Source organism: Halomonas sp. YLB-10, assembly GCF_003856855.1.
Classification (GTDB): domain Bacteria; phylum Pseudomonadota; class Gammaproteobacteria; order Pseudomonadales; family Halomonadaceae; genus Halomonas; species Halomonas litopenaei.
On sequence record NZ_RRCU01000003.1, the window covers coordinates 337,067 to 359,110 of the forward strand.

Genomic DNA, 22,044 nt, shown 5'->3' on the forward strand with positions numbered 1-22,044 from the left:
TGTTGTCTGTTGTTGTCTGTTGTTGTCTGTAGCTGGCTGTTGTTGTCCGTGGCTGTCGCCAGCGGTCACCGACGCTCGCCTCACCCGCCGCGACAGCGTCAGCCCGGTACTTCATGGGGCAGGTAGCCGCCCTCGGGCCGGGGCGGATCCGGCAGCCAGTCCAGGTCATTGAAGCCCTTGGTCAGGTAGCCGGGATTGCCCGCCTCACCCTCGTAGCCGAAGTGGGCGTAGGCCAGATCGTTGTCATAGAGCGAGACGACGGCGTCGCCGCGCACCAGTTCGAAGAATGGCGAGCCGGCCCGCGCTTCCAGCAAGGCGAAACGCTCGCTCGGCGACAGCGATAGCCAATCACCACCCGCCTCACGGTCGAGCACATCGATACCTTCGGCTACCAGGGCCGCGACCTGGGGATCGGCGGCCTTGGTGTCCAGACTCTTGACCACCAGGGCGTAGACCGCGTCTTCAAGGTCTGGGTGAGGGAAGATGTGACGCGTCATCGCCAGCAGCACCTGGCCCTGGCGACTGGTCAGGGTTTCAAGGGACATGGCCCAGCTACGACTGGGCGCCAGCAGGGCGATGGGACCGGAGGCCATCGCCAGTGTGCCCATCAGCACACCACCGCTGGCCTTGAGAAAGACACGACGAGAAAAAGCGCTACCCTTCATAGCAGGACTCCTTGCCCCAGGCCGTAGAATTCAGATTCGACAAGCGCCACATGCGACACTGCGTCTCTCCAAAGCCTATGTCGCCTCCGCCTACGGCGGGTAACACTGGGGTACTACGTCGACCATGGTCTAATGCTCCTTGACGCAAGAGCCAGGCAGGGTCAGAAGACGGCATCATCGATAACGACCGGACGCCAGCGAGAGGACCACGCCATGTGCCATATGTACGCCTCCACCGACCCTGCCAAGTACGAGTGCACCACCCGTTCCATCCGCCTGCAGGGCTCGGTGACCAGCGTCAGACTGGAAAACGAGTTCTGGGATATCCTCAACGAGATCGCCGCCGGCCAGAATCTGACCACGGTTCAGTTCATCAGCGAGCTGCATCAGGAGGTGATCGAGATCCGGGGTGAGGTGCCTAACCTGGCATCGCTGTTGCGGGTGGCCTGCGCCATCCACCAGCAGAATGCCATTCAGGAGAATGTCATCCAGGGGAATGCCGCCCAACAGAATGTCGCCCAACAGAATGCCGCCCAACCCGCTGTCGAACGCCTGTCTCGGGCATCGCTGGGCATAAACTGAAACGGCGCCGGGTAAAGGGGCTCACCGACACCTCGTTCGGCCTCACATGTCTGGCCTGAGGCGCCATTGAGAACAGCACCTTTCTTGATGCGACTAAAGTCTATATCTTTTTTCTCGAAAACTACGCCTTATCTCAATCTTTTCTCTACGCTCCTTGTCATACGCGGCAATTCGTGAAGAATGGCCTCCGCATTCCTACCCAATGGACAATTTGACATGGATTCCATCGCCACCTGGTTCAACGATGCCGTCTCCGTCGGCAACGGCCTGATCTGGGGTAAACTGCTCGTTTACCTGTTGATCGGCGCCGGTCTCTACTTCACCGTCATGACCCGCGGCATCCAGTTCCGCTTCTTCGGCCATATGTTCGCCCTGCTCAAGGGATCCCGTGATGGCGGCGAGGGCATTTCCTCCTTCCAGGCCCTGTCCACCAGCCTGGCGGCCCGCGTGGGTACCGGCAATCTGGCGGGTGTCGCCGTGGCCATCTATCTGGGCGGCCCCGGCGCCATCTTCTGGATGTGGATGACCGCGCTGGTCGGCATGGCCACCAGCTTCGTCGAGTCCACCCTGGCCCAGGCCTACAAGGTCGACCACGGCGACAAGACCTTCCGCGGCGGCCCGGCCCGCTACATCGAGCGCGGGCTCGGTCAGCGCTGGATGGCCATCGCCTTCTCGATCTGTCTGATCATCGCCTTCGGTCTCGCCTTCAACAGCGTCCAGGCCAACTCCATCGCCCAGGCCATGGAGCAGGCATTCAACATCCCGACCTGGATCGTCGGCATCGCCCTGCTGGTGGGGGTTACCCCGATCATCTTCGGCGGCCTGCGCTCCATCGCCAAGGTGGCGGAGCTGATCGTGCCGCTGATGGCACTGCTCTACCTGATCCTCGCTCTGGTGGTGGTGGCGCTGAATATCGATGAGCTGCCGAGCGCCATCGCGTTGATCTTCAACAGTGCCTTTGGCCTCGAAGAAGCCGCCGGCGGTGCCGTCGGCTACGCCGTGGCCCAGGCCATGATGCAGGGCATCAAGCGCGGCCTGTTCTCCAACGAGGCCGGCATGGGTTCCGCCCCGAACGTGGCCGCCACCGCCAGCACCCGACCGAACCATCCGGCGGCCCAGGGCTTTATCCAGATGCTCGGCGTGTTCTTCGACACCCTGGTGATCTGTACCGCCACCGCCGCGGTGATCATCCTGTCGGAGCCGGCGCTGCAGAGCGGTGATGCGCCCAACGGCATCCAGCTGACCCAGGTCGCGCTGTCCGAGCACGTGGGTGACTGGGGCGGCATGTTCGTGGCCATCGCCATCCTGCTGTTCGCCTTCACCTCGCTGATCGCCAACTACTCCTACGGTGAATCCAACATCGAGTACCTGGCGGGCTCGCGTCGCTCTGCGGGCGCGGTGTTCATCTATCGCCTGGCGGTGCTGGCGATGATCATGATCGGCTCGATCGCCCAGCTCGGCACCATCTGGAACTTCGCCGACCTGTCCATGGGCATGATGGCACTGATCAACCTGACCGCCATCCTGCTGCTCTCGCCGCTGGCCTTCGCCCTGTTCCGCGACTACGAGCGTCAGCTCAAGGCCGGCCAGGAGCCGACCTTCAACCCGGACGAGTTCCCCAAGCTCAAGGGCAAGGTGGACCCAAGCGCCTGGCCGAGCTTGAGCAACAAGGCCTCGCAGGCCTCCTCCTCTGAAGCGCCCAAGGGCAGCGGAAAGGACGCCTGATCAGGCGCTGGACCAGCAAGACCGCAGGGGCCGCTTGAGCCCCGGCACCAACAACGCCACGGCCCATGCCGTGGCGTTGTCGTTTCCGACGGCCGGACACGGGCCGTCTCGTCAGGCCAGGCACCGTTGCGCCCCGATCGTCCCTACGCCCTGGGCAGCGGCGCGTCCTCCTCGTCCAGGGCACCGTCGAGAAAGTCGAGCAGTGCCCGTACCGACGGTAACTGTCCGCGGCGGCTGGGGTAGACCGCGTGGATCAGTCCGGCCCGAGGCTCCCAGCCCGGCAACACGTCCACCAGACGCCCGGCGCACAGATCGGCGCCCGCGGCCACCAACGGCAAGCGTGCCACCCCCTGGCCATCGAGCACCGCCCGGTGCAAGAGCCCCACGTCGTCGGTCACCAGCCGAGGCCGATGCTCGATGATTCGCTCCTCGCCGCCGGGACCGTCCAGGCGCCAGCGATGGCGCCGGTCCGGTTCCTCGAAGTCGAGACTGGGCCAATCGCTCAAGGCTTGCGGCGCTTCCGGCATCCCCAGGCGCGCCACCAGATCCGGTGATGCCAGCAGCCGCTGGGGGCTGCGCGACAGCCTGCGCATCACCAGTTCGCTGTCTTCCAGCGGCGGATAGCGTACCCGGATCGCCAGATCGAAACCTTCTCGCACCACGTCGACGCGGCGACTGGTCGCCACCACGTCCAGGTCGATGCGGGGGCAGCGACGCAGGAACTCGGAAAACAGCGGCGTGAACAAGGTGGCGAGAAGGCTCGGCGGACAGCTCAGGCGAATGCGCCCGCGCGGTTCGGCCTGGTGGCGCTCGACCACCTCCACCGCCGCCTCGGCCTGCCACAGCATGGCCTGGCAATGCTGATAGAAGGCCTGGCCCAGTTCCGTGACCACAAACTGACGGGTGGAACGCTGAATCAGGCGGGTATCGAGGCGTGCCTCCAGCGCCGCGATACGTCGGCTGAGCCGTGACTTGGGCAGCCCCAGGGCGCGGCCCGCCGGAGCAAAACCGCCGTGGTCCACCACCTTGACGAAATAGAAGAAGTCGTTGAGATCCTGCACGGCTCGGGTCCTGTCGAGGGTGATTGAGCGCACCATCGTTCCACATATGCAACGATGCGTCCGAATTTTGCCTACTACCGCCTCCATCGTCTCGATTCTATGCTGTCACCATGACGGATCGCCAACGATCCTTCCATGACAGGAGGTGTCCCATGAAGACCATCAACGCCGTACACGCTGCCCCTCGCGGTCACTGGGTGGGCGACGGCTTCCCGGTGCGCTCGCTGTTCAGCTACGACCGCCTTGGCGCCGAGCGCATCAGCCCCTTTCTGCTGCTGGACCACGCCGGGCCTCACCACTTCGCGCCCAGCGAGCAAAAGCGTGGCGTCGGCGTGCACCCCCATCGGGGCTTCGAGACGGTGACCTTCGTGCATCGCGGCGAGGTCAGCCACCGCGATTCCTCCGGCGGGGGCGGCACCATCGGCCCGGGCGACGTTCAGTGGATGACCGCAGGCGACGGCATCCTCCACGAGGAGTTTCACTCCGAGGACTTCACTCGCCAGGGCGGCGACCTGGAGATGGTCCAGCTGTGGGTCAATCTGCCGGCGCGCCACAAGACGACCCCGGCGGCCTACCAGAAGCTGACCCGTGACGAGATCCCGGTGGTGACACTGCCGGGCGAGGCGGGCCAGCTCAGGGTGGTGGCCGGCGAGTACCTGGAGGCACGTGGCCCGGCGCGGACCTTTACCCCGATCAACGCCTGGAAGCTGGCATTGAACGAGGACGCTGAAACGACCTTGTCGCTACCCAACGGGCACACTAGCCTTCTGGTAGTGCTCGACGGCACCCTGCTGGTACAGGATCAGGAGGTCGTGCGCGGTGGCAGCGTGGTCGAGCTGTCCCGCGATGGCGAGACGCTGGCCCTGGCCGCCAACACCGCCGCCCGGCTGCTGGTGCTGACCGGTGAACCGATCGACGAGCCGGTGGTAGGTCATGGCCCCTTCGTGATGAACAGCGAGGCCGAGATCCACGCCTCCATCGACGCATTTCGGCGTGGCCGGTTTGGCCGACTCGATACCCAGAGTGTCGGCAGCTAGAAACAGGTTGCTGGCGGCTAGGCGTCTGCCCCTGCCGACTCACCCCTTCTCAATGCTTGGCAACTTCCCGGCGGCAGTCGCCGCCGGGACCCCACCTCCAGGCTGGATGCCGGAGGCATCTCCCAAGGAAGGTTTCCCCTGACAGGAGGAGAAACCCCATGACTCGCCCCTATGTTCGTCTCGACAAGGATGACGTCACCGTACTATTGGTCGACCACCAGGCCGGCCTCTTGTCGCTGGTGCGCGACTTCGAGCCCGACGCCTTCAAGAACAACGTGCTGGCCCTGGCCGACATGGCGAAGTTCTTCGAGCTGCCGACCATCCTGACTACCAGCTTCGAGGACGGCCCCAACGGCCCCATGGTCCCCGAACTCAAGGAGATGTTCCCGGACGCCCCCTATATCGCTCGCCCCGGCCAGATCAACGCCTGGGACAACGAGGAATTCGTCGCCGCCATCGAGAAGACGGGACGCAAGCAGCTGCTGATCGCCGGAGTGGTCACCGAGGTCTGCGTGGCCTTTCCGGTGCTGTCGGCCATCGAGGCCGGCTACGACGTCTTCGTCGTCACCGACGCCTCCGGCACCTTCAACCCGGTGACCCGCGAGGCCGCCTGGGATCGCATGAGCCAGGCCGGCGCCCAGTTGATGACATGGTTCGGGGTGGGTGGCGAGCTGCATCGCGACTGGCGCAACGACATCGAAGGCTTCGGTGGCCTGTTGGCGTCCCACCTGCCGGCCTACTCCAACCTGATGCAGAGCTATTCGCAGCAGACCCAAGGGTGAGCTTCAGGCCTGGGCGTACTGCGCCCAGGTCTTGTTCTTTCTGTCGATCCCAGCCAGGTACAGCCAAACCAGGTCTAGCCATAACCGCCCAGGAGGCCACCATGAGCCTGCACGAAACGCCCCATCGCCCATCATCTTCTTTGGACTGCCCGGTGGTCGATGGACGCCGTTGTATCCAGCGCATCGGTTCCCGGGAGGCCGACGTCGGCGGCCTGCCGATCCACCGCGTACTGCCCACCCGCGAGCGCCGCCTGATCGGCGCCTGGTGCTTTCTCGACCACGCCGGCCCCAGCATCCTGCGCGAGGGCCAGGCCATGCGGGTCGGCCCCCACCCCCACACCAGCCTGCAGACCTTCACCTGGATGCTTTCCGGCGAGGTCCACCACCGGGATAGCCTGGGCAGCGACCAGGTGATCCGACCGGGTGAGGTCAACCTGATGACCGCCGGCCACGGCATCAGCCATACCGAAGAGAGCCTGGCGGAAACCGACAGCCTGCACGCCGCCCAGCTATGGATCGCCCTGCCCCAGGACAAGGCCGACACCGCGCCACGCTTTGATCACTACGCCGAGCTGCCGCGCTGGCGCCGCGACGGCGCCGACTTCACCCTGCTGATCGGTGAAGCCGAAGGCCACCACGCCCCCACCCTGAGCTTTTCGCCGCTGGTGGGACTCGACGTTCAGGCCAGTGACACCACGAAGCTGGCGGTGCCCCTGCGTCCTGACTTCGAATACGGCGTGCTGGTGCTGGAAGGCGGCCTCGAGCTGGATGACGAGGCCTTCGCGGTGGACGAGCTGGGGTATCTCGGACGTGGGCGAGACAGCCTCGAGATGTCGCTGTCGGCGGGCAGCCGGATCCTGTTGATCGGCGGCGAGCCGATGCAGGACGAGATCCTGATCTGGTGGAACTTCGTTGGCCATTCGCGGGAAGCGATCATCCAGGCCCAGCACGATTGGGAAGCCGCCAGCGAGCGCTTTGGTGACATCCCCCAGTGGCAGGGAGCACGCCTGGAGGCGCCACCGCTGCCCTGGTCTTCCTGAAGGCCGCCTTGCCGACAGGCAAGGCATTCATCCAGACACCTTGTCCTCCTGCGCGTTCAGGCTGGCCCACCAGTCGGCGTAGGAGCTGTTGTGGGGTGCGCGTCCGGACTCATCCTCGGCGCCGTCGGACCACCACACCGGGCCACGCTCGCCCAGCGCCTCCTTGGCTGCCTGGACCTGGCGGCGCGCGGCCTTGAGCGCGTCGTCATCGTCGACCTTGTTGGCCTCCTTGACCGCGCGTCGGGCCGCCATCAGCGCCTTGACGTGGCGCTTGCGGGTGTCCTCGTCCAGGCCGGGATCGGTGCAGCGCCAGAGACGATTGCGGGCAACAAAGTAGCGCCCATCCGGCGTTGTGGGGTACTTCACATCGTCCTCCTTCTGCCATCTTGATGCGATATGTTGCAGGATGAATGCACAAGATCGGCGTTGGCAATGGCTGACAGAGCGTGCGCCATTGGCTATTGGTCCATGCCTTGCCCTTTTGCACTTCCGTTCACACCGCAGGAGAACCCCATGAGCGATACCCGCCCCCGTATCCTGGTCTTTGCCGGCAGCGCCCGGGAGGATTCCTTCAACAAGCGTCTGGCCAGACTGATGGCACAGCGCATCGACGCCCTTGGTGGTCAGGCCACCTTTGTCGACCTGCGTGACTTTCCCATGCCGATCTACGACGGCGACCTGGAGGCCGGCGAGGGTCTTCCCGAGCACGCCAGCCGCCTCAAGCGGATGTTCATGGAGCATCAGGGCCTCGCCATCGCCTCCCCGGAGTACAACGGCTTCATCACACCGCTTCTGAAGAACACCATCGACTGGGTCTCGCGCCCCGACGGCGACCTGGGCGCCCTAGAGCCCTACCAGCACAAGGTGGCGGCCATCGTCGGCGCCTCACCCGGCGGGCTGGGCGGGCTACGCGCCCTGCCGCTGCTGCGTCAGCTCTTGAGCAACATCGGCGTCACGGTACTGCCGGACCAGCTTGCAGTAGGCGGCGCCGGCAGCGCCTTCCATGAAGACGGCAGCCTGGCCGACGAAGGCAAGGCCAAGGCGCTGGACAACATTTGCCAGCGCCTGGTCACCACCCTGGCGCAGTCGTCACAATGACGGCCGTCGGCCCCTGACGGTCAAAGGGCTGAACGCCGGCGGACAACCGCCCGCCACCGGTCTCGTTTCAGGGCGGCTACCACAACGCTCCGATCATGATCGTCAGACACGCCAGCATGCCGATGGCGAAGACGAGGGAGCGGGTCCACTGCCAGTTCAGGGCGTAGGCCAGCGGGTGGAGCAGGCGTGAGGTGAGAAAGACCAGCGCCGGCACGTCGAGGCTTTCAAGCTCCACCCCGGTGCCGATGGCCACCACCGCGGTGGTGGCGTAGACGATCAGCGCCTCCCAGGCGTTGGACTGGGCCGCCTGCAGCCGTGCACCGACGCCTTCAAGACGCGCCTGCTGGGCACGTGGGTGGCGATTGTCCAGGTGGCCGAACTGGCGCACACGCCAGGCGGCGCCGATCCAGGCCAGCAGGATCGGCAGCAGGGAGGCAACAAAGAGGGTGACGAGAAAGATCGACATGGAAGGCTCCGAGGGCGAATTGCCCCCAGCATGGCACAGGGAATGGCTGACAGGCGAAGGGCCAGGCGTCAGCATGGCGGTAGTTGCCTGACACCGGGCAATACCGCATCCCCGAGGTTTCCTTCATGCCAGCGAGCCGAGCCCACGACGTCACCCACGCCCCCGATGTCCACCCTGCCCGTCATGCCGTGACCAGCCGCGCCCTGCACGCCTCGCTGGCGTTGACCATCGGTCTTCTCTACCTCACTGCCTACGGGCGCAAGTGGGCGACCACCCAGCTCGAGTCGGCCAACTGGTACCTGCTGGTGGTCCACGTCAACCTGGGGCTTTTGAGTGTGGCGCTGTCGCTCGGGCTGCTGGCGGCCCACCTGTGGCTGCCGCAGCCGCCACCCCTGGGTCTGCCACGAGTGACTCGCCTCGCCCACCGTGGCCTGCTCGCCGTGCTCCTGGCGCTGCCCGTGGCGGCGTATATCGGTACCGGCTTCGACCTCAGGGTGCTGGGCCAGTGGACACTGCCCGCGTTTCAGCGCCTGCCATTGGCGGCGTCGCTCGCAGCCTTGTTCGAAGTACCGCTGATCACCCTGATGGAGCCGTTTGGCCGCTTCCATCGGGACTGGGGCGCCGATCTGCTGCTGCCCTTTTTGCTTGGTGGCCACATCGCGGCGGCCCTGTTTCACCATCTTGTGTTGAAGGACGGCGCTCTTGGCCGAATATGGTCACTGCGCCGTTGAGCGGCGCCCCATGCTCCTCGCCACCGCGGCAGACATGCGAAGAAGCCCGCGCAGTCACCTGCGCGGGCTTTTGTGCTTCGGCCTGGAGAGCGGTCTTCAGGCCTTGGCGGGCCCCTTGCGCAGCGGCACGTCCGGCACCGCCTCCATGCGCTCGCGCTCTTCGGTGATCAGCTCGAGTGCCTGGTCTTCGCTGAGCTCGGAAGCCGGGGTAAACAGACTGACCACAATACCGGCGGCCATGGCCAGGCCCACCGCCGGGATGCTCGGGTTGCCCCAGTACTCACTCCAGCTCTCCACCGAGATGACCGTCAGCGAGGTGGCGGACGCCACCACCAGCGAGGCAATCGCGCCCTGCCAGTTGTAGCGCGGCCAGAAGCGGCCCAGCACGCCGCACACGAACATGCCCGCCAGCACGGTCGCCACCATCTTGGTGATGTAGGCGATCACGTTGTCGGAGGTCAGGGCGAAGGCAAGCGCCAGGCTGATGGTGCCGACCAGGCCGACCCGCGACAGCATGACCACGCTATTGGCCGAAGGCGCGCGGCCCTTGACCAGCACGTAGAGATCGCGGATCAGGGTGGTGACACCGGCGATGGCGTCACTGCTGGCGCTGGACATGGTCGCCGACAGACCGGCCACCAGCAGCAGCAGGCCCAGCCACAGCGGCAGCACCTCAGTAGCCAGATACGGGAAGGCGAAGTTGCTGTTTTCCAGGTTGGGGTTGAGGGCGTAGGTCGCCATGCCGATGATCGCCGGCACGATGGAGAACAGCATGTAAAGGCAGCCGGTCACCAGGAAGGAGCGGCGTACCGAGCCCACCGAGGCGCCGGAGTAGATGCGCTGGCGGAAGGACGGGGTCGCCAGCACGCCGACGGCGATCACCGTGATCAGCGACAGGGCGGGCACCAGGCCGACCTTGTCGATGGCCAGGAAGCTGGTCGCCGCGGCGTCCATGGAGGCGGTCATCTCGGAGAAGCCGCCGACCTCGACCACGGCCACCGCCGCCATCAAAAAGAAGCCGACAAACAGCACGATGGCCTGCACGGTGTCGGTCCAGACCACCGCCATGTAGCCGCCGATGACGCAGTAGACACCGAAGCCCAGGGCCACCACCATCTTGGCCTGCCAGGCGGGGATATCCGCCATCCACGCCAGATACAGGCCGCCACCGAGGATATGGGCGCCGAGCCAGCCGATGCAGGCGACGTAGATGAACAATGCCACGACATTGCGCACCAGGCGGTTGGCCCCGACGTAGAACGACAACTCTTCGCTCATGGTCATGAAGCGGTAGCGGCGCACACCGGCGAAACACAGCGCCAGCAGCAGCACCCCGATCGAACCACCCAGACCATAGAGTGCGCCGCCCCAGCCGTTGGCGTAGCCGAAGCCCACCGCCCCCATGCTGGAACCTGTTCCCACCATGGTGGCCACGGTGGTACCGATGGTCAGGAATATCGGTACGCTGCGCCCGCCAAGGAGGAAGTCATCGCCGGTGCCGCGATCGTTCCGCGACATCCACCAGCCGAAGCCGATCATCAGGACGATGTAGACGCAAAAGGTAGCAAGGAAAAGATGACTGTTCATACAGACCTCTTATACTTGTCGTCTCGGTCGTTGCCGCGATCGAGACAGTGAACGTGAACGTTTGCTGTGCCTGGCGTCGGGTCCTTGCCGGGATCCGGCGCCTTCCTGTCGCTACGATGCGGGCATCCCTGCCCCGGTCGAGTTGCCGCTCGACGCAATATCCCTGGTTTAAGCGCGGTCGGCGCGGTAGCAGGTCAGGTCCACCTCGACCTTGCAGTCCACCACCAGATCCTGAACGCTGCAGATGCGCGCCGGCGGGTGATCCTTGAAGTACTCGGCGAACACCTTGTTGAACGACTGGAAGTAGCGCGAGTCGGTCAGCACGGCGGTGACGTGGACCACGTCCTCGATGTCGTAGCCCGCCTCGCGGGCGATGGTCAGGGCATTCTCGAAGGCCAGTCGGCTCTGCTCGACGATGCCACCTTCCACCACTTCTCCATCGGTCATCGGGGTCTGACCGGACACCTTCAGCCAGCCGCCGGCTTCCACCGCGCGGGAGAAGGGAAGTTTCTGACCGCCGGTACCGACGCCGCCTTCGGCGCCATAACGCTTGATCGTCATGTCAATGTCTCCTGAAAAAGGCTGATGCAATAAACGTGGCTAGAGTGGCGTGGCCGCGAGGCGCACGCTTCGGCGCAACATGCGCCCGGATCGTTGGCCCGACGCCTGACCGTTGGCGTAGGCCGTCGTGCCGTTGACCAGCACCCGGAGGATGCCGCTGGCGGGCGTCTTCGGCTGGTCATAGGTGGCGCTATCTTCCAGGCGCTCGAGATCCAGAAGGACCAGATCGGCGAAGGCGCCTGGACGAATCACACCGCGGTCTTCCAGGCCAAAGGTGGCGGCGGAAAGACCGGTCATCTTGCGTACCGCCTCGGCCGGCGGCATCAGTGCCAGGTCGCGGCTGTAATGTGCCAGCACGCGGGGAAAGGCGCCCCACAGGCGCGGGTGCGGATGCGGGTCATTGGGTAGGCCGTCGGAGCCGACCATGGTCAAGGGGTGCGCCAGCACCTGGCGCATGTCGTCCTCGCTCATGTTGTGATAGACCGCGCCGGCGGGTTGCAGGCGCCTGGCCGCGTCCATCAGCGACAGCCCCCAGTCGGCGGCGATGTCGGCCAGCGGCCGACGTGCCTGCTCCGGATGCGGCTTCGACCAGGTGATGGTGATGTCGATCTCGTCGGTGACCTGCCCCAGATCCAGGGTCGAGGAACCGGCGGTATAGGGGTAGCAGTCGCAGTGAACACGCTGGCGGCTGGCGGCGTCGGTCAACTGCGCCAGGGCCCGCGGCGCCTGGCCCCAGTTACCGGCACCGGCGCACTTCAGGTGCGAGATCACCAGCGGTGCACGGGCCTCGGCGGCGGTGGCAAAGGCCTCGTCCATCGCCTCGGCCTGTCCGGCGAACTCGTCACGCAGGTGGGTGGTGTAGATGCCGCCCGCCTCGCTGACCGCGCGCACCAGGGCACCGACCTCGGCACTTGGCGCCTGACGGGCGTTGCGATAGGCAAGCCCGGTGCTCATGCCGATGGCCCCTTCGGCCAGCGCCTGTTCCAGAGCAAGGCGCATGGCGGCGATCTCGTCGTCGCGGGCCGGGCGCTCGAAGTCATCCATCACCAGTGAGCGCAGGCTGGTATGCCCCACCAGTGCCGCCACATTGACCGCCGGGCAGGCCGTCGCCACGGCATCGGCGTAGGCGGAGAAGCTGGGGTAGGCGAAATCCTCGGCGTCGCCCAGCAGGTTCATCGGATCGGGCACCTCGCTGCCGCGCAGCGTGACCGGCGAGGCGCTGATGCCGCAGTTGCCGACCACCACCGTGGTCACCCCCTGGCTCAGCTTCGGCAGCATCTCGGGGGTGCGCACCACATTGGTGTCGTCGTGGGTGTGAACGTCGATGAATCCCGGGGTCAGCACCAGCCCCTCGGCCTGCACCACCTCGCTGGCCTCGTGCCCGGCGAGATCCCCCACCGCCACGATACGATCCCCCTTGATCGCGACATCCGCGATACGAGGATCTGCGCCGGTGCCATCCAGCAGCGTGGCGCGACGAATCAAGAGGTCATGGTGCATGTCAGTCTCCCAGCGGCTGGCGATTGTCACCGCCGCGATGGTCATCAAGTGCAATCTTCAAACGCCTGAGCTTGGTGCGGGCCTGGTCGCGATGACGCATGGCCAGCTCCAGCGCCAGCACGTCGATGGCGGCCATCAACGCATAGCGCGACGCCGAAGGGTGAAGAATGAAATCGGTCTCCCGGGCGGCGATGGGCAGCACCACGTTGGCGGCGGCGGCAAGCGGAGACCCCACGGCGGTGATGGCGATCACCTGGGCCCCGTACTGACTGGCGATCTGGGCCGACTCGACCATCTCCGGGGTGTAACCGGACACCGACAGCACCACCACTACGTCCTCGGGCTCCAGGGTGGCGGCCACCATCCTCGGCAGCAGACCGTGAGGATAGGCGCTGACCGCATAGCCCAGGCGCATCAGGCGAAACTGCAGCTCCTGGCACATCACGCTGGAGCCGCCGCCACTGCCGAAGGTCAGGATCTGGCGGGCATTGTCGAGTCGCTCCACCGCGCCTTCGATATCGGCCTCTAACAGCAACTCGCGGTTGAGCGCCAGGGTCTGGGCGGCAACGTCGTAGACGATGCTCGATCCCCGGGCGGGATCGGCGTCCTCGATAAAGCGACGACCGGCGGCCAGGGCACGGGTCAGGCGCAGCTTGAGGTCACGCACGTTGTCGCAGTCCACCGAGCGGGCGAAGCGGGTCACGGTGGCGTCACTGACGCCTGATCGCCGGGCGATCTCGCTGATGCTGGCCTCTGCCACGAAGTCGATGTCGTCGAAGATCAGCTCCGCCACCTTGCGCTCCGACTCGCTCAGGGAGCGAACCACCGCGGTGATGCGCGACAGGATATCGATCTGTTGACTCACGGCTTGCCTCCCTCCGTTGCGACGTTGCCAGATCACGAAGCCTGTCCAGGGCCCTCGTCATCTGCGGTATCCTTACGCTATGTTAGTTTCTAACAACCATCCACCGTTTTTTGAAAATTTCCGACAATGGTCGTAGTCAGATCAATCTTCGAACATTGCCAATCGTCTGGTGCGGCGTAACATGAGCCGCGTTCCGCCTTCAGGAGAACTTCCATGGCCCACTCCCCCTCTTCCTCTTCCTTCGATGCCAAGGGTTGCCACAAGGGCACCCTGGAAACCGGCGACCGGCTGCTGGCCGACGTCAGCCTGCCGGCAGCGGTGATCCACCAGGCGCCGCTCGCCCACAATCTGGCATGGATGCAGGACTTCGCCCGCCGCCACGGCGCCGAGCTTGCGCCCCACGGCAAGACCACCATGACCCCGGCGCTGTTCCGGCGGCAGCTAGAGGCCGGCGCCTGGGGCATCACCCTGGCCACCCTGCCCCAGTGCCGCGCCGCCTTCGCCGAGGGCGCCCAGCGACTACTGGTGGCCAACCAGATGGTCGGTCAGGCCAACATGGCCATCGCCGCCGGCCTGATCCGTGCCGGCGCCGAGCTCTATGTCACCGTCGACAGCGCCGAGAACCTGGACCAATTAGGCGCCTTTTTCGGGGCGGCCGGCATCTCCCTGAATATCCTGATCGAGGTAGGCGTCGAAGGGGGAAGGTGCGGACTTCGCGATGATGACGAGGTAATGGCGCTGGCGCGCCGGGCGGCTACCCTGCCCGGCATAGCCCTGGCAGGTCTGGAGGGGTATGAGGGCGTGGTCCATGGCGACGATCCGGTGGCCGGTATCCGTCGCTACGCCCAGCGCCTGGTCGACGGCGTCAAGCGACTGGCCGCCGAAGGCCTGGTCGAGCGCGACAAGCCCATCGTCACAGCCTCGGGTTCAGCCTGGTACGACCTGATCGCAGAAGAATTCCGCGACGGTGGACTCGAAGGCCGCTTCACCCCGGTGCTGCGCCCGGGCTGCTACGTGGTCCACGACCACGGCATCTACCGCGAGGCCCAGGCCGGCGTGCTGTCCCGGCGCCAGGACCTGCACCAGGGGCTTGAGCCGGCGCTGGAGGTGTTCGCACAGGTGCAGTCGCTGCCCGAGCCGGGGCTGGCCATCGTGGCACTGGGCAAGCGCGATATCGGCTTCGACCTGGCGCCCGAGGTGCTCAGGCGCTATCGCGAAGGCGGACAGGCCAGCGAGCAGCTGTCGGTGGAAGGCTGGCAAGTCGTCAAGCAGATGGATCAGCACACCTTTATCCAGCTACCGGACAGCGCCCGCGACGTGCGCATCGGTGACGTCCTGGCCTTCGGCGCTTCGCACCCCTGCATGACCTTCGACAAGTGGCGCCAGCTCCATCTGGTCGATGACGCGCTCAGGGTCGTCGATACCTGGGCGACGCGCTTCTAGACACTCTGACAAGCGAACGACCAAGGAGCGGGCGGAAACCATCCACCCGCCCCGCTCCTGCAATCTTTGCCGCAGCGCTGACGGCACGACCGATCGACGCCCTTCGCCTCTGCGCTCAATTTTCTGGCCACGCCCCCGACATACACTGACAGCGACCACCGGGCATCGCTCGGATCAAGAGGGCTGACAGCAAGGGAAGCCGATGGCCAAGAATGTCGCGCTGTTCTTCGATGGCACCTGGCAGGTGCCGGACATGGACCTGGAAGACGGTGACACCAACACCAACGTCAGCCGGCTCTACCAGGCGGTGGCCGACAATCCCATGGCCGAGGGCGGCACCGTCAAGCGCTACTACCATGGCGTCGGCAGTGACCTGCACTGGTACGACCGCCTGGTGGCAGGCGCCACCGGACTCGGGCTATCGGAAATTCTGGTCGAGGCGTACGTCGAGCTGGTCGAACTGTTGCGCCCGGACGACCGGCTGTTTCTGTTCGGCTTCAGCCGAGGCGCCTACACCGCGCGCAGCCTGAGCGGGATGCTTCACACCAGCGGTCTGCTGCACCCCGAACACCGGCAGTTGGCGGGACGCGCCTACGCGCTTTACCGCGATCGAAGACGTGGCCCGCAATCGGCCGAGGCTCGACGCTTCGCCTCGCGCTACGCCTGGGTGCCGGAGATCCACATGATCGGTGTGTGGGACACCGTGGGCAGCCTGGGGATTCCACTCAGGAGCTTTGCCGCCTTCAACCGCCGCCGATTCGAGTTCCATGACACCCGCCTGAGCCCGCTGGTGCGCCACGCCTACCAGGCGCTGGCGATCGACGAGCATCGCAAGGCCTTCGCCCCCACCCTGTGGTCGCCGCAGACCACCACTTCCACTCTCGAACAGGTATGGTTTCCCGGCGCCCACTCCAACGTCGGCGGAGGCTACCGGGACCGCGTGCTGTCGGACGTCAGCCTGGACTGGATGATGGGCCGCGCCTGCGAACAGGGGCTGCCGCTGCTGCCTGACAGTCGCCCCTTGCTTGGTTCACCACCGCGCGAGGACGACATCGTCGACTCCTACCAGAGGTTTCTTTCGCGCCTCTATCGACTGATCTCGCCCCGGCGCTATCTGCGGCGCATCGGCTTTGCCTCCTTCGGCAACGAGACGTTGCACCCGAGCGTCGCCACCCGTCGTATTGCCCTGCCCGGCTATCGGCCCGCCAACCCTATCCACCCGCGTCTTGCGGCGACGCCGCCATCCACCTCGACACCGACAGCCCCCGAGTGAGGGCGCGAGCGCCTGCCACGGATACGACAACGCCCACTCGCAAGGAGTGGGCGTTGTCGGTGGCCTGAGGCGCTCTCCCTCGTCGGGGGTCCGAGGCCGGCGCTGCGCTTGCAGGACGAGTCTGGCCTCGAGAGCGCGCTAGTTCGAGGGGAAGTTGAACTGTGCGCTTTCCCTGTCCTGGCTCCTCGGCCAGCGCTGGGAGATGGCCTTGCGCCGGGTGTAGAAGCGCACGGCGTCGGGGCCATAGGCATGCAGATCGCCGAACAGCGACTCCTTCCAGCCGCCGAAGCTGTGGAAGGCCACCGGTACAGGCAGCGGTACGTTGATGCCGACCATGCCGACCTCGATGGCGTCGGCGAAGCGACGCGCGGCCTCGCCATCCCGGGTGAACACGCAGGTGCCGTTGCCGTACTGGTGGGCGTTGATCAGCGCAATGGCCTCATCGAAGCTGGCGACACGCACGACGCACAGCACCGGCCCGAAGATCTCGTCGCGATAGACGCTCATCTCGGGCGTGACCCGGTCGAGCAGGCTCGCACCGAGGAAGTAGCCCGGTGACGACGCGACCAGCGGATGCTCGCGCCCATCCACCACCAGCTCGGCCCCGGCGTCGACGCCCTGCTGGAGATAGCCCGCCACCTTGTCACGGTGCCCGGCGTTGACCAGCGCGCCCATATCCAGGCCGCGCTCGGTGCCGGCACCGATCTTGAGTTCCCGGGCCTCCTGCGAAAGCCGTTCGACCAGGGCATCGGCGGTGTCATCGCCGACACACACCGCCACGCTGATCGCCATGCAGCGCTCACCGGCGCTGCCGTAGGCGGCCCCGATCAGGGTGCTGGCGGCGTTGTCCAGATCGGCATCGGGCAGTACCACGGCGTGGTTCTTGGCGCCACCGAGCGCCTGCACGCGCTTGCCGTTCTCGGCGCCACGCTGGTAGATCGCCTTGGCCACCGGGGTCGATCCGACGAAGGACACCGCCTTCACATCCGGCGCATCGATCAGCGCCTCGACCACCTCACGGTCGCCGTGGACCACGCTGAACAGGCCGTCGGGTAGACCGGCTTCGGTGAGCAGCTCGGCCATCTTGAGCGCCGCCGACGGCACCTGTTCGGAGGGCTTGAGAATAAAGGCGTTGCCGCAGGCCAGCGCCATCGGATACATCCACAGCGGCACCATGGCCGGGAAGTTGAACGGCGTGATCCCGGCCACGATGCCCAGCGGCTGATGATTGGACCAGGTGTCGATGGCCGGCCCGGCGTTGTGGGAGTACTCCCCCTTGAGCAGCTCCGGCACGCCGCAGGCGTACTCGACGTTCTCGATACCGCGCTTGAGTTCGCCCATGGCGTCTTCAAGCACCTTGCCGTGCTCTTCGCTGACCAGCGCGCAGATCTCGTCGGCGTCACGCTCGAGCAGCGCCTTGAAGCGGTACATCACCTGGGCGCGCTTGGCCGGCGGCGTGTCGCGCCAGGCCGGCTGGGCGCGGCGGGCCGCCTCGATGGCACTCTCGACGGTAGCAGCGTCCCCCAGGGCGACACGACCGACCGGCTCGGCGGTGGCCGGGTTGATGACATCCAGATGGCGCTGCGACGGCTGTGACTCACCGCCGATCCAATGATTCACGTCTTTCATAAAAACTCTCGATATGACTTTCTGAAAAGGCGTCAGCGCCGGGCGGCCATCTCGCATGGGGCCCGGCGCAGCATGGTACACAGATGATGCGGCTCAGAACTGGCGGTCGAGCAGCGCCTCGTCGAAGGGATAGCGGGACAGCTTTTCCACACCGCTGTCGGTGATCAGCACTTCTTCTTCCAGCTTGACCCCGTCGGCGGCACCCACCTCGCCGATGTAGCTCTCCACGGACACCACCATGCCGGGTTCGAGAACGCCATCCTTGGAGAAGCGATCGAAGTCCATATGGTGAGCGACCAGCGGGGTTTCACCGTGCATGCCGACGCCGTGGATGATGGAGGGATAGCGACGGTCGAGGAAGCGCTCGGGGATCTTCCAGGCCTGCTCGGCGATCTCGCGATAGCTCATGCCCGGCTGCAAGATGCCCATGTTGTGGTGCACCTGGTCGTAGGCCATGCGATACAGCTCCTTCTGGTAGGCGCTGGGGCGATTCGGGCCGACGTGGAAGGTACGCGAGAAGTCCGAATAGTAGCCGTGACAACCGATGGTATCGGTGTCCAGCGCCACCAGCTCGCCCGGACGAATGACCCGGTCACTGGCCTCATTGAACCAGGGATTGGTGCGCGGGCCGGACGACAGCAGACGGGTCTCGATGAACTCTCCGCCCTGGCGGATGACGTTGCCGTACATGATCGCGAACAGCTCGTTCTCGGTGATGCCCGGCTTGATCGCCGCCTCGACCTCGGCCACCGCAGCCTCGCTGCCGGCCATGGACTGGGCCAGACAGGCGATCTCCTCGGGGGTCTTGATGCGCCGGCAGTGCAGGGTGTCCTGCATGCAGTCGAAGACCTCGAGGCCCTGGGCCTCGAGTGAGCGCGCCAGGTTGAGCGCACAGCGATCCAGCCCGATCTTGCGGTTGCCGCGTCCGTGCTCTTCGATCAGTTCGGCGATCTCCACACCGAAGGGGTCCGAAGAGAGGTTGTCGCGCTGGTTGACGGCGGACCACACCACCTTGGAGGTGCGCGATTCATCGATGGTCTCGAGCCAGGTAGAGACGTGGGCGCTGCCCGGGTACTCGAACAGGATCACCGGCCCTTCCAGGGGCACATAGATGTAGCGGGTCGAGTTGCGCAGGAAGTAGCCGAACATGTTGCGCGAACCGGTGGCATAGCGCTGGTTGTTGGGGTCGAACAGCACCATGGCGGCGTAGCCTTGCTCCGCCATCGTCGCGCGCAGCCGCGCCAGGCGCCCGGCGCGCAGCTGCCTGGGATCGAAGGCGGTGGGGATGCTGTCGCCGTTGGCCATCGGCGCAGAGGGCACGACCGGAATATGGTCCGGCTCGTTGTCGGTCAGGTTGTCGAAATCGACGATGCTCATGTCAGGGTCCTGTTCGAATATGGCGGGGTCGCAAGGGGCACAGGCCGAGCCTCTACGTGCTCGGCTTCGATGTCATCGGCGTGGGCTCAGTCGGCCAGCGAATCGCTGCGATTCATGCCTTCCTTCAACAGGGTCTCGTGAATCGGCGCCATGCGCCCGAAGATGCGCTGGGCACGCTCGGGGCGACCGATGAAGCCGGGTTCCTTGGCGTAGGCGAAGATCACGGTGTGACGCTCCTTCTGGCCTTCCACCGGCGTCACCCGGTGCAGCGAATAGCGGCCGAAGAACACCTGCAGGTCACCCGGTTGAAGGTCCAGCGCCTTGAGCCGCGAACGATCACCGTCCAGCACCTGCTCGACCTCGTCGAAGTTCTCACCCTCGGGGCTGCGGATGCCCGGGGCATACTCGAACCGGCCACCGCCGTGGGACTGGCGGGTCATCATGGTGACGATGAACTCGTTGGTGTCGTAGTGCCAGGGATGCTGGCAGCCCTCTCTCAGCACGTTGACCACCAGGTCCGCCAATGGGTCGGCGTACTGGTGAATCTCTTCCATGCCCACCACGGTGGCGATAAAGCGCTGGAAGTCCGGGTGCTGGTAGACCTGGCGAATGATGGTGTCTTCGCCGATGCGATCGCCGGCGACAAAGCCGTTGGTGCGATCGTCGAAGCGATTGAGCGGATGGCGGGCCGGGCGCTCGGGATCGCCGGCATTGTTGTAGGGGTTGGTCTCGGTCTGGTTGTAGTGCGCCTCGGGCGACAGCCGCTCGGTCTCGCGCTCCAGCCGCGCCAACGCCTCCTCGGGGACAAAGTTCTTGAGTACCACACAGCCATCGTCGGCCAGCTGTTCGTGACAGCGCTGGATCAGCGCCCGTCCGGACTCGCCGTCCAGGTCATGAATCGGGTAGTGCTCAAGGTCGATCAGACCGTCCAGCGAGGAAGTGGTGGGCGCATCGGTGGCCTGCATGAGGAACTCCTGCCTGTCTCAAGTGATGTTGGACAGGATAGAGAGCGCCTCTTCATAATAGAAATGAATGGTTGAGATATCACTTATTTCAAAGGCTCATCGATTATGGATACCGACCTGCTCCGCGCCTTCGTCACCGTGGCCGAGTGCCAGGGCTTCAGCGCCGCCGGCCGCGTGCTGCACCGCACCCAGTCCGCCGTCAGCCTGCAGATCAAGCGACTGGAGGACCAGATGCACAAGTCGCTGTTCGAGCGCACCAGCCGCAGCGTGCTGCTGACGTCCGACGGTGAACGGCTGCTGCCCTATGCGCGACACATGCTGACGCTGGAGGACGAGGCCAGGGCGGCACTCGGCGACCGCCAGCACGGCGAGAAGATTCGTATCGGCACCTCCGAGGAACAGGCCAGCGCCTACCTGCCGGAACTGCTGCCCCGGTTCGCCGAGGCCTATCCGCATACCCGCATCGAGGTCATCTGTGGCATCAGTGCCGACCTGGTGGACAGCTTCCAGCAGGGCCTGCTCGACGTGGTCCTGTCGATCCGCCACGGACCGACGCAATCGGGCCAGTTGCTCGGCTGGGAACCCATGGTGTGGGTCGCGGCAGAAGATGCCGATCCTACCCGTGGCAGCCGACTGCCCCTGGCACTGAATCCCGAAGGCTGCATCTTTCGCGCCCACGCCCTCGCCGCCCTGGGGCGTCAGGAACGCGCCTGGGAACTGCGTTACTCGAGCCAGTCCCCCACCGGCATCAACCTGCCGGTCCAGGCGGGGCTCGCGATCACCGTCAAGACACCCCGCAGCGTACCGGCGGGCTGTCGGATTCTCGGCGAGGAGCAGGGCCTGCCGGCGCTCGGCCAGGTGGAAATCGAGATGCACCGGCGCCCCGGACATGCGAGCGACGCCTTCAACACCTTCTGCCAACAGCTCGAGGAGGTCGTCACCCACAACGACGCAGTCGCCGTGCCCGAGTTCCAGGCCTGAGCCTGGCTCGACCGCGTGTCGGTCGAATGCCTGAGTCGCAATATCATGATCGTGACGGATTAATGGTTTGATTACCTCGTCATTACAGGCGAACTACCCCCTGATCCCTATATCGCCACAAGGAGAGATACGCCACACTTCAATAACCAGGATTCTCCGATGGTCTCGCCTGCCCGGCGGTGCCCTTGTCCTGGTCCGGAGATGACAGTGACCACGCCATTTGACGACTCCCTCGAACCTCGGGCTTCCCAGTTTGCATCGGTTGGAATGGATGGAATGGAGCTCCTTGAACAGGAACTCGAACACCTCAGAGCTCGGCATCTAAAGCTTCGCGAAGAGGTCGCAGCCATTCGCCACTATGCCGGCGACAGCCTGCCCGCCAAGGCCGGCCTCGTCATCGTAAAGATGCTGGAAGACGCCTTGAAATCCTGACCGTCTTCTCTTCCCGAGAACCAACATTCTTGCCGCTGCCAATGCATCTTCTTGCTCGTTTATCGGGGAAAGGGCCTCGACGACCTTGCCGCTTTGTCGCGCCTCGGGATTACCCGCCAGCGGGCAATAGTGCGCCTCTGGCCTCTCCTTTTCTTGCCGCTGCCATAAGGTATAGTCACGGCTATATGTCTTTGTTTTGGCTTAAACTTGCAGCCTTGGTAAAGAGTTGCATCTGTCAGCCTGC

Annotated in this window: 22 protein-coding genes; 11 read left to right on the plus strand and 11 right to left on the minus strand. The window is 65.3% G+C overall.

Annotated elements, in window-relative coordinates:
- Positions 1–98: 98 nt before the first annotated feature.
- Positions 99–665 carry a tat (twin-arginine translocation) pathway signal sequence gene (locus EBB56_RS08940; RefSeq protein ID WP_045995064.1) on the minus strand — a complete coding sequence of 189 codons (567 nt, stop codon included), beginning with the start codon at positions 663–665 and terminating at the stop codon, positions 99–101.
- A gap of 213 nt (positions 666–878) precedes the next feature.
- Between EBB56_RS08940 and EBB56_RS08945 the strand changes: the two genes are divergently transcribed.
- Positions 879–1,247, plus strand: a complete 369-nt coding sequence (locus tag EBB56_RS08945; protein WP_083970678.1) for a ribbon-helix-helix domain-containing protein — start codon at positions 879–881, stop codon at positions 1,245–1,247.
- A 216-nt stretch (positions 1,248–1,463) separates the two neighbouring features.
- Positions 1,464–2,972 (plus strand): sodium:alanine symporter family protein, encoded by a 1,509-nt coding sequence (locus tag EBB56_RS08950; protein WP_045995065.1) that lies wholly within the window; start codon positions 1,464–1,466, stop codon positions 2,970–2,972.
- Positions 2,973–3,115: 143 nt separating this feature from the next.
- Here EBB56_RS08950 and EBB56_RS08955 read toward each other — a convergent pair whose 3' ends face one another.
- Positions 3,116–4,033 carry a LysR substrate-binding domain-containing protein gene (locus EBB56_RS08955; RefSeq protein ID WP_045995066.1) on the minus strand — a complete coding sequence of 306 codons (918 nt, stop codon included), beginning with the start codon at positions 4,031–4,033 and terminating at the stop codon, positions 3,116–3,118.
- A 152-nt stretch (positions 4,034–4,185) separates the two neighbouring features.
- Between EBB56_RS08955 and EBB56_RS08960 the strand changes: the two genes are divergently transcribed.
- From EBB56_RS08960 to EBB56_RS08970, 3 genes are all read left to right on the plus strand, one after another.
- A complete protein-coding gene (locus EBB56_RS08960) occupies positions 4,186–5,070 on the plus strand; it encodes a pirin family protein (protein ID WP_124803977.1) in 885 nt (294 codons plus the stop codon).
- Positions 5,071–5,228: 158 nt separating this feature from the next.
- Complete coding sequence (ycaC, locus tag EBB56_RS08965; protein WP_045995068.1) at positions 5,229–5,852, plus strand: isochorismate family cysteine hydrolase YcaC; 624 nt, start codon at positions 5,229–5,231, stop codon at positions 5,850–5,852.
- A gap of 101 nt (positions 5,853–5,953) precedes the next feature.
- The gene (locus EBB56_RS08970) at positions 5,954–6,892 is read left to right on the plus strand and encodes a pirin family protein (protein WP_045995069.1); all 939 of its coding nucleotides are present in this window, start codon (positions 5,954–5,956) and stop codon (positions 6,890–6,892) included.
- Positions 6,893–6,919: 27 nt separating this feature from the next.
- Here the strand turns inward: EBB56_RS08970 and EBB56_RS08975 are convergent, their stop codons facing one another.
- Entirely contained in the window at positions 6,920–7,258 is a 339-nt protein-coding gene (locus tag EBB56_RS08975) for a hypothetical protein (protein ID WP_045995070.1), read from the minus strand.
- Positions 7,259–7,405: 147 nt separating this feature from the next.
- Here EBB56_RS08975 and EBB56_RS08980 point away from each other — a divergent pair, with 147 nt between their 5' ends.
- A complete protein-coding gene (locus EBB56_RS08980) occupies positions 7,406–7,990 on the plus strand; it encodes an NADPH-dependent FMN reductase (RefSeq protein WP_124803979.1) in 585 nt (194 codons plus the stop codon).
- Between the two features lie 76 nt (positions 7,991–8,066).
- Here the strand turns inward: EBB56_RS08980 and EBB56_RS08985 are convergent, their stop codons facing one another.
- The gene (locus tag EBB56_RS08985) at positions 8,067–8,456 is read right to left on the minus strand and encodes an MAPEG family protein (RefSeq protein ID WP_108449144.1); all 390 of its coding nucleotides are present in this window, start codon (positions 8,454–8,456) and stop codon (positions 8,067–8,069) included.
- A gap of 125 nt (positions 8,457–8,581) precedes the next feature.
- On the opposite strand from EBB56_RS08985, the gene EBB56_RS08990 reads away from it, so the two are divergent.
- The gene (locus EBB56_RS08990; RefSeq protein ID WP_108449143.1) at positions 8,582–9,187 is read left to right on the plus strand and encodes a cytochrome b/b6 domain-containing protein; all 606 of its coding nucleotides are present in this window, start codon (positions 8,582–8,584) and stop codon (positions 9,185–9,187) included.
- Positions 9,188–9,283: 96 nt separating this feature from the next.
- Here the strand turns inward: EBB56_RS08990 and EBB56_RS08995 are convergent, their stop codons facing one another.
- The 4 genes from EBB56_RS08995 to EBB56_RS09010 all read right to left on the minus strand — a co-directional run bounded on the left by EBB56_RS08995 (position 9,284) and on the right by EBB56_RS09010 (position 13,700).
- The gene (locus tag EBB56_RS08995; RefSeq protein WP_108449142.1) at positions 9,284–10,774 is read right to left on the minus strand and encodes a sodium:solute symporter family protein; all 1,491 of its coding nucleotides are present in this window, start codon (positions 10,772–10,774) and stop codon (positions 9,284–9,286) included.
- Positions 10,775–10,942: 168 nt separating this feature from the next.
- A complete protein-coding gene (locus EBB56_RS09000; protein ID WP_045995074.1) occupies positions 10,943–11,335 on the minus strand; it encodes a RidA family protein in 393 nt (130 codons plus the stop codon).
- Positions 11,336–11,374: 39 nt separating this feature from the next.
- Positions 11,375–12,835: an amidohydrolase family protein gene (locus EBB56_RS09005; protein WP_124803981.1), complete on the minus strand. Its 1,461-nt coding sequence runs from the start codon at positions 12,833–12,835 to the stop codon at positions 11,375–11,377.
- A gap of 1 nt (position 12,836) precedes the next feature.
- Positions 12,837–13,700 carry a MurR/RpiR family transcriptional regulator gene (locus EBB56_RS09010; protein ID WP_108449141.1) on the minus strand — a complete coding sequence of 288 codons (864 nt, stop codon included), beginning with the start codon at positions 13,698–13,700 and terminating at the stop codon, positions 12,837–12,839.
- Positions 13,701–13,913: 213 nt separating this feature from the next.
- Here EBB56_RS09010 and EBB56_RS09015 point away from each other — a divergent pair, with 213 nt between their 5' ends.
- Both EBB56_RS09015 and EBB56_RS09020 read left to right on the plus strand, forming a co-directional pair.
- Positions 13,914–15,143: an amino acid deaminase gene (locus EBB56_RS09015; protein WP_108449140.1), complete on the plus strand. Its 1,230-nt coding sequence runs from the start codon at positions 13,914–13,916 to the stop codon at positions 15,141–15,143.
- Positions 15,144–15,345: 202 nt separating this feature from the next.
- Positions 15,346–16,416 carry a DUF2235 domain-containing protein gene (locus EBB56_RS09020; protein ID WP_124803983.1) on the plus strand — a complete coding sequence of 357 codons (1,071 nt, stop codon included), beginning with the start codon at positions 15,346–15,348 and terminating at the stop codon, positions 16,414–16,416.
- Positions 16,417–16,554: 138 nt separating this feature from the next.
- On the opposite strand, the gene EBB56_RS09025 is transcribed toward EBB56_RS09020, so the two are convergent.
- The 3 genes from EBB56_RS09025 to EBB56_RS09035 form a co-directional block, all read right to left on the minus strand.
- The gene (locus tag EBB56_RS09025; RefSeq protein WP_124803984.1) at positions 16,555–18,045 is read right to left on the minus strand and encodes a CoA-acylating methylmalonate-semialdehyde dehydrogenase; all 1,491 of its coding nucleotides are present in this window, start codon (positions 18,043–18,045) and stop codon (positions 16,555–16,557) included.
- A gap of 93 nt (positions 18,046–18,138) precedes the next feature.
- Positions 18,139–19,422 (minus strand): Xaa-Pro peptidase family protein, encoded by a 1,284-nt coding sequence (locus EBB56_RS09030; protein ID WP_124803985.1) that lies wholly within the window; start codon positions 19,420–19,422, stop codon positions 18,139–18,141.
- Positions 19,423–19,508: 86 nt separating this feature from the next.
- Positions 19,509–20,387, minus strand: a complete 879-nt coding sequence (locus EBB56_RS09035; RefSeq protein ID WP_108133299.1) for a hypothetical protein — start codon at positions 20,385–20,387, stop codon at positions 19,509–19,511.
- 105 nt (positions 20,388–20,492) lie between these two features.
- On the opposite strand from EBB56_RS09035, the gene EBB56_RS09040 reads away from it, so the two are divergent.
- Entirely contained in the window at positions 20,493–21,368 is an 876-nt protein-coding gene (locus EBB56_RS09040) for a LysR substrate-binding domain-containing protein (RefSeq protein WP_124803987.1), read from the plus strand.
- Positions 21,369–21,575: 207 nt separating this feature from the next.
- Positions 21,576–21,800, plus strand: coding sequence for a hypothetical protein (locus EBB56_RS09045; RefSeq protein ID WP_124803989.1), 225 nt, complete (start codon positions 21,576–21,578; stop codon positions 21,798–21,800).
- Positions 21,801–22,044 lie beyond the last annotated feature (244 nt).